Raw genomic sequence first — 7,159 nt, forward strand, 5'->3', positions numbered from 1 at the left:
CAGCATCGCCTCGACCTCGGCGGGGAGGCTGATGTTCTCGACATAGAACTCGGGCAGGACCAGGCCGTAAGCCTCGATCACCGGGGCGATCGCCTTGGCGACCAGTGCGCTCAGCTGGTCGGTGTTGGCGGCCATGTCCAGAACGGGGATGTTCGACGCGGCGATGGCACGGGAAAACTCCTGCACGATCACGTTGCGGATCTGGAAGGTGATCTCGTCGCGGGTGAAATCGCCGTCGGTGCCGACGATCTCGGACATGAAGCGCGCGGGGTCGCTGACCCGCATCGCATAGGTGCCGAAGGCGCGCAGGCGCACGGGGCCGAATTCCGGGTCGCGCGCGATGATCGGGTTCTTGGTGCCCCATTTCAGGTCGTTGAAACGGGTCTTGTTGACGAAATAGACCTCGGACTTGAACGGGCTGCGGAAACCGTGGTCCCAATGCTGCAGGCGGGTCATCACCGGCAGGTTGTTCGTCTCCAGCAGGTAGAGGCCGGGGCCGAACACGTCGGCCAGCTGACCTTCGTGGACAAAGACCGCGGCCTGTCCCTCGCGGACGGTCAGTTTCGCGCCGTACTTGATCGCGTGGCCGACGGTGTCGAACCGCCAGACCATCGTGTCGCGGCTGTCGGCCGTCCATTCGATGATCTCGATGAACTCGCCGCCCAGGATGTCGAAGATGGACATAGGTGCCTCCCGCTGACCTCGCCCCTTTCTAGGGGCGGGCCGGGGGCAGGATCAAGCATTCTCGCCCAGCAGTTCGGCGGCGATGCGCCGGACGATGGGGGCGGCCTCGGCCTCGGACATGCCGGGGCGCAGGCGGGGATCGTACAGGATCCGCAGCAGCAGTTCGTCATGGCGGGTTAGAAGGGCGAATTCCTCGTCGTCGTTGAAGATCGACGGACGTGCGCCGGGGCTGTCATTGGCCAGGCCCATGCCCTGCGCCAGCTCCTCGTGGATGCAGGACGTGCGCAGCAAAGGCGGCAGTTCGGCCCGGATCACCGCCACGGCACGGGCGTAATCGGCGGCCGCGCCACGCGAATAGGCAAAGACCGCACAGCTGATCGCGGCGGGCAGTTCGGTCACGATGGACACGTCCTGCGCCGGGATGCCCGGCACCAGCTGGGCCAGCCGTGGGCCGATGGCGCGCCGTTCATCCTCGGTCAGGACCAGGATGGTGAAGTTGCCGCCCTCGGCGGTCAGCGACACGGGATGGCGCGCAGCGTCCGACAGGCGGGCCGCGAAATCGGCAACCTCGGACCGCCAGGCGGGGCGGGCCGCCATGTCGGTGGATGCGCCGAATTCCAGCTGCATCCGCACCGGGCCCTGCCAGCGGCGCACCGGTGCTGCGCGGGCCTGCGACACCAACCCGCCGTCGGTCTGGCTGTATTCGTCGCGCAGCGCGATCTCGATGAAATTGCGGGTCAGGATCTCGGCGTCGATCGGGGCGTCCAGCGGAGTGCGCTCGCGGCGCAGGCGCCCTTGGGCCACCAGGCGCCGTTCCGCCGCGGCATAGAAATCGCGCTGCGTCTGGCTGGCCTGGCTGGGCGAGGCAGAGGCCTGGCGCGCCACCGCGTTTGCAGTGCGGTTGCGTTCGGCGCGGGCACGGCGCAGCTCTGCTTGGCTTTGCGCGGCGTCGGTGGCCTCGGGGCGGGCCTCGGGGCGCGGAGAGCCGGGGGTGTCCGTGAATGGGTCGGGGGCGCAGCCAGCCAGCAGCAGCGCCAGTCCCAGGGCGGGAACAGCCGCGCGCAACATCAGCGCCGCCCGCCGGGTCCGGTCACGGCAGACGGTTGGCGCGACGATGCCGACGCCAGCGCGTCGCGCAGTTCGGCCTCCATCCGGGTCAACTCCTCCTCGGCCGAACGGCGGCGCGAGCGGCCTTCGTCGGCGATGCGCAGGCTGTCCTCGATGGTGGCGATCAGCTGGGCGTTGGCGGTCTGCACCGCCTTGATGTCAAAGACACCGCGTTCGGTCTCCGCACGGATCTGGGCGTTGGCCTGTCGCAGGTTGTCGGCGTTGCGGGTCAGCAGTTCGTTGGTCAGGTCGCTGGCCTCCTTGACCGCGCGGGCGGCCTCGGCGCTGCGCTGGATGGTGACGGCCTGGGCCAGCTGGGTCTCCCACAGCGGCACCGTGTTCACCAGGGTCGAGTTGATCTTGGTCACCAGCGACTTGTCGTTTTCCTGCACCAGCCGGATCGAGGGCAACGACTGCATCGTGACCTGCCGCGTCAGCTTCAGGTCGTGGACGCGCCGTTCCAGATCGTCGCGCAACGTGCGCAGGTCGCGCAGTTCCTGCGCCTCGATCACCTGATCGGGCTGCGCCTTGCCGGCCAGCTCGGCCTCCTTGGCGGGGATCGTGTCGCGGTCCAGTTCGGCCAGCTTTTCCGTGCCCGCGGCGATGTACAGCGCCAGTTCGTCATAGAAGGTCAGCGTGCGGTCATACAGGATATCCAGCGACTTGACGTCCTTGAGCAGCTTCTGTTCGTGGCCCTCCAGTTCGGCCGTGATGCGGTCGATCTGGGTCTGGACCTGTTCGTAATTCGCCACGAACTTGGCAAAGGGCGCGGACCGACCCAACAGCTTTTCCCACCAGCTGCGGCTGCGGCGCATGTCCAGTTCGGTCGTGGAAAACCCGCGGATCGTGGTCACGACCTCGCGCAGGCTGTCGCCGGCGGGGCCGACCTCCTTGGTCTTGACGTCGGCCAGCATGGACTGGCTGATCTGCTGCAGGTCTGCCTGGGCGCGGGTGCCGAACCGCAGGATGGAATTGCTGTCCTTGAGGTCGATCTCGGCCATGCGGGCGCGGATCTGGGCCTGGGTGGCGGGGTCGGCATCGGACAGGGACTGGGCCGCGGGCGCAGGCTCGGGCAGCGGGGCCGAGGCCACGGCCTCGATCTGGGCCTGAGCAGCTTCGGCGCGGCGTTTCGTCTCGTCACTCATCGGCATGTCCCCTTGTCGGCCATCCGCCCGTCGGGCGGTTCCGGTGTCTCAGCATATGACTAATTTCCGTGGCATCAACGACATGCAGACCGGAAAGTTTCGCGACATGGCAGGGCGGACACAGCCGGTGGTGCGGATGGGCCACAAACGCGGCCCATCCGGGGTGGTGTCAGGCCGCAGCCTTGCGGCCATAGAAGCCGTCGCCCTTGGCCGCCATGTCGCGCAGCATCTGCGGCGCCTTGAAGCGGGGGCCGTGCTGGCCCTCCAGCCGGTCGCAGATCTCGACCGCCGTCTGCGCGCCCAGGATGTCCAGCCAGCCGAACGGGCCGCCGGACCAGGGCGCAAAGCCCCAGCCCAGGATGGCGCCCACGTCGCCTTCGCGGATGTCCTCCAGCACGCCGTCCTCCAGCGCGCGCACGGCCTCCAGGCTTTGCGCGAACATCAGGCGGTGCTGGATGTCCTCCAGTGCGGGCTGGTCGTCGGCGCGCGGGTATTGCGCGTCCAGACCCTCCCACAGGCCCTGCCGCTTGCCGTCCTCATAGGCATAGAAGCCCGCGCCGCCCTTGCGGCCCATCCGGTCCTGATCGGCCATCCAGAACAGCACGTCGTCGACCGCACCGTCGGGATAGGCATCGCCCATCGCGGCCTTGGTGGCCTTGGCGATCTTGACGCCCAGGTCGATGCTGGTCTCGTCCACCAGCTGCAGCGGACCCAGGGGCATGCCCATCATCTTGGCGGCGTTTTCCACCAGCGTGGGGTTCACGCCCTCGGCCACCATGCGGATGCCCTCGTTGATGTAGGGGATGATGCACCGGTTGGCATAGAAGAACCGCTCGTCATTGACGACGATGGGGGTCTTGCGGATCTGGCGCACGAAATCCAGCGCCTTGGCGACGGCCACAGGGCCGGTCTGTTTCCCCTTGATGATCTCGACCAGCAGCATCTTGTCGACGGGGCTGAAGAAATGGATGCCGATGAACTGCTCGGGCCGCGCGCTGGCACGCGCCAGATCGCTGATCGGCAGTGTCGAGGTGTTGGTGGCAAAGATCGCACCGGACGGGATCACGGCCTCGGCCTTCTTCGTGACCTCGGCCTTGACGGACGGGTCCTCGAAGACCGCCTCGACGATCAGGTCGCACCCGTCCAGCGCCGCATAGTCGGTCGTGGCGGTGATGTGTGCCAGAACCTCGGCCTTCTTCTCCTCGGTCGATTTCTTGCGGCTGATGGCCTGGTCCAACAGACCCGTCGAATAGGCCTTTCCGCGGTCGGCGCTGTCCTGCGCCGCGTCGATCAGCACGACCTCGATCCCCGCCATGGCGCTGACATACGCGATGCCCGCGCCCATCATGCCCGCGCCCAAGATGCCGACCTTGCGCACGGTCTGGTCCGGCGCGTCCGGACGGTTCGCGCCCTTTTCCAAGGCTTCCTTGTTGATGAACAGGCTGCGGATCATCGCGGTGCTGCTGGGGTTCATCAGCACGTTGGTGAACCAGCGCGCCTCGATCTTCAGCGCCTGATCAAAGGGCACCATCGACCCCTCATAGACCGCCGACAGCAGCGCCTTGGCCGCCGGATAGACGCCCATCGTCTTGCCATGCACCATCGCCGATGCGCCGACAAAGGTCATGAAACCCGCCGGGTGGAACGGCTCTCCGCCCGGCATCTTGTAGCCCTTGGCATCCCAGGGCTTGACGATGTCGGCGTCGGTCGCGCCCAGCACCCAGGCCTTGGCGGCGGCCACCGGGTCGGCTGTGACCTCGTCGATCAGCCCGGCGGATTTCGCCTTTTTCGGGTCCGACAGCTTGCCTTCCAGCAGGAACGGTGCGGCCATCATCGCGCCCAGCTTGCGCGTCAGGCGGGTGGTGCCGCCGGCGCCGGGAAAGATGCCGACCATGATCTCGGGCAGGCCGATCTTGGCCTTGGGGTTGTCGGCGGCAAAGATGCGATGCGTCGCCAACGGCAGTTCCAGCCCGATGCCAAGTGCGGTGCCGGGCAGGGCGGCGGCGATCGGCTTGCCGCCCTTCTTGGTCTTGGGATCCATCCCCGCCAGCTCGATCTTGCGCAGCAGGTGATGCAGCGTCATCACGCCGTCGAACACGCCCTGCGCGCCGTTCGCGTCCTTCATGCCCGCGATGACCTTCAGGTCCATCCCGGCGGCAAAGTCCTTCTTGCCGCTGGTGATGACGATGCCCTTGACGGCATCGTCGGCCAGCGCGTCGTCGACCAGCCCGCCCAAGGCGGTCGCGCCGTCCATCGACAGCACGTTCATCGACTTGCCCGGCACGTCCCAGGTGATCACCGCGACGCCGTCGGCGCCCTTTTCCATCGTGAAATCGGTCATGTCCGGGGTCCTCACACGCGTTCGATGATGGTGGCCGCGCCCATGCCGGACGCGATGCACAGGGTCGCCAGACCCATGGTCTTGTCCTGCCGCTCAAGCTCGTCCAGCAGGGTGCCGATGATGATCGCGCCGGTCGCGCCCAAGGGGTGGCCCATGGCGATGGCGCCGCCGTTCACGTTGACCTTGGAGTGGTCCACGTCGAACGCCTGCATGAAGCGCAGCACGACCGAGGCAAAGGCCTCGTTCACCTCGAACAGGTCTATGTCGCCGATGGACAGGCCGCTGTCCTTGAGGATCTTCTCGGTCACCGGCACCGGACCGGTCAGCATGATCGTGGGGTCGGTGCCGATCTTGGCGGTGGCACGGATACGGGCGCGGGGTTTCAGACCATACGCTTCGCCGAACTCCTTGCTGCCGATCAGGACGGCGGCGGCGCCGTCGACGATGCCGCTGCTGTTGCCGGCATGGTGGATGTGATCGACATGGGTCAGGTGCGGGTATTTCAGCATCGCGACCTTGTCGAAACCGGGCATCATCTCGCCCATCTCCTTGAAGGCGGGGCGCAGTTTGGCCAGATCGTCGGCGGTGGTGCCGGGGCGCATGTATTCGTCGCGGTCCAGGATGGTCAGGCCGTTCTGGTCCAGCACCGGGACGACGGATTTGGCAAAGCGGTTTTCCTGCCACGCCTGCGCGGCGCGGCGCTGGCTTTCCAAGGCCAGCGCATCGGCATCCGCGCGGCTGAACCCGTATTCGGTCGCGATGATGTCGGCGCTGATCCCCTGCGGGACGAAGTACGACCGCATCGCCAGGCCCGGATCGACGGCGATGGCCGCCCCGTCGCTGCCCATGGCGACGCGACCCATCATCTCGACGCCGCCGGCGATATAGGCTTGGCCCGCGCCACCCTTGATCTGGTTGGCGGCCAGGTTCACGGCCTCCATGCCGGACGCGCAGAACCGGTTGATCGACAGGCCCGGAATGGACTGGTCCAGGTCCGATGCCAGCACGGCGCTGCGCGCGAGGCAGCCGCCCTGTTCCTTCACCTGGGTGACGTTGCCCCAGATGACATCCTCGACCGCGTGGCCTTCCAGCCCGTTGCGTTCCTTGACGGCGTTCAGCAGGCGCGCGGACAGCGCCAGCGAGGTGACCTCGTGCAGGCTGCCATCGGGGCGGCCCTTGCCGCGCGGGGTGCGGGCGGCGTCATAGATGAATGCGTCGGTCATGTGTCCTCCTTGGGCGCCGGTCGGATGGGTTGCCGGGCATCAGATCATAGGGGTGTTTCCAGCCGGGCAGAGCTTGAATGGCCTGCAGCCAGCGGTCGATATGGGGCCAGTCCTTGCGGTCGAAACCGAAAGGCTCGGGATAGTACAGATAGCCGCACAGCGCGAAGTCAGCGATGGTCGGACCGCCGGGCGCAACCCAGTCCCGACCCGCCAGATGCGCGTCCAGCACCTGGTAGGCGGCCTTGAGCCGTCCTTGCAGGTATTCAGCAGCACCGACCGGACGCTTGTCCGCGGGCAGGAAGTTCAGCAGGAACCGCGCCGGGCCCGCTTGGGCCGACATCTTGTGATTGTCGAACATCAGCCAACGCAGCGTCTCGTTCCGGTCACTGCCCAGGAACTTGCCGGTCCGTTCGGCCACGTGCAACTGGATCACGGCGGATTGCGTCAGGGTCAGGTCGCCCTCGCGAAAGACCGGGACCTCACCCATGGGGTTAAGCGCCCGGAACTCGGGGCTGCGCCCCTCTCCGTTGAAGAAATCGACATAGACGGGCTGCCAGTCATAGCCCGCCAGCTGCATCGTCAGCGCCGGTTTGTAGGCATTCCCGGATTCACCAAAGCACCAGAGTTGCGCGGTCATCTTTCCTCCTCGACGCCGGGGG

The 7,159-nt window shown here is 67.0% G+C and carries 6 protein-coding genes; all 6 read right to left on the reverse strand.

What is annotated here, in order from left to right; all coding sequences use genetic code 11:
• Window positions 1-684: SPFH domain-containing protein (locus TY51_RS18520; RefSeq protein WP_042252549.1), on the reverse strand; the 684-nt coding region annotated here is incomplete at its 3' end.
• Window positions 685-735: 51 nt separating this feature from the next.
• Window positions 736-1,752 carry a DUF2927 domain-containing protein gene (locus tag TY51_RS18525; RefSeq protein WP_042252552.1) on the reverse strand — a complete coding sequence of 339 codons (1,017 nt, stop codon included), beginning with the start codon at window positions 1,750-1,752 and terminating at the stop codon, window positions 736-738.
• Entirely contained in the window at window positions 1,752-2,936 is a 1,185-nt protein-coding gene (locus TY51_RS18530; protein ID WP_042252554.1) for a toxic anion resistance protein, read from the reverse strand. The genes TY51_RS18525 and TY51_RS18530 overlap by 1 nt, the downstream gene beginning before the upstream one ends.
• 169 nt (window positions 2,937-3,105) lie before the next feature.
• Window positions 3,106-5,277 carry a 3-hydroxyacyl-CoA dehydrogenase NAD-binding domain-containing protein gene (locus tag TY51_RS18535; protein WP_042252556.1) on the reverse strand — a complete coding sequence of 724 codons (2,172 nt, stop codon included), beginning with the start codon at window positions 5,275-5,277 and terminating at the stop codon, window positions 3,106-3,108.
• Between the two features lie 11 nt (window positions 5,278-5,288).
• Complete coding sequence (locus TY51_RS18540; protein WP_042252558.1) at window positions 5,289-6,500, reverse strand: acetyl-CoA C-acetyltransferase; 1,212 nt, start codon at window positions 6,498-6,500, stop codon at window positions 5,289-5,291.
• Window positions 6,478-7,137: a glutathione S-transferase family protein gene (locus TY51_RS18545; RefSeq protein WP_042252560.1), complete on the reverse strand. Its 660-nt coding sequence runs from the start codon at window positions 7,135-7,137 to the stop codon at window positions 6,478-6,480. Before TY51_RS18545 ends, TY51_RS18540 begins: the two co-directional genes overlap by 23 nt.
• Window positions 7,138-7,159: the final 22 nt, after the last annotated feature.

Origin of the sequence: Paracoccus sp. PAMC 22219 (assembly GCF_000787695.1) — a bacterium.
GTDB lineage: Bacteria > Pseudomonadota > Alphaproteobacteria > Rhodobacterales > Rhodobacteraceae > Paracoccus.

What these genes read in the sequence shown, in the direction of transcription:
- TY51_RS18525 (WP_042252552.1), bottom strand. Translation starts at nt 1,752, where the DNA reads ATGTTGCGCGCGGCTGTTCCCGCCCTGGGACTGGCGCTGCTGCTGGCT.
- TY51_RS18540 (WP_042252558.1), bottom strand. Translation starts at nt 6,500, where the DNA reads ATGACCGACGCATTCATCTATGACGCCGCCCGCACCCCGCGCGGCAAG.
- TY51_RS18535 (WP_042252556.1), bottom strand. Translation starts at nt 5,277, where the DNA reads ATGACCGATTTCACGATGGAAAAGGGCGCCGACGGCGTCGCGGTGATC.
- TY51_RS18545 (WP_042252560.1), bottom strand. Translation starts at nt 7,137, where the DNA reads ATGACCGCGCAACTCTGGTGCTTTGGTGAATCCGGGAATGCCTACAAA.
- TY51_RS18530 (WP_042252554.1), bottom strand. Translation starts at nt 2,936, where the DNA reads ATGAGTGACGAGACGAAACGCCGCGCCGAAGCTGCTCAGGCCCAGATC.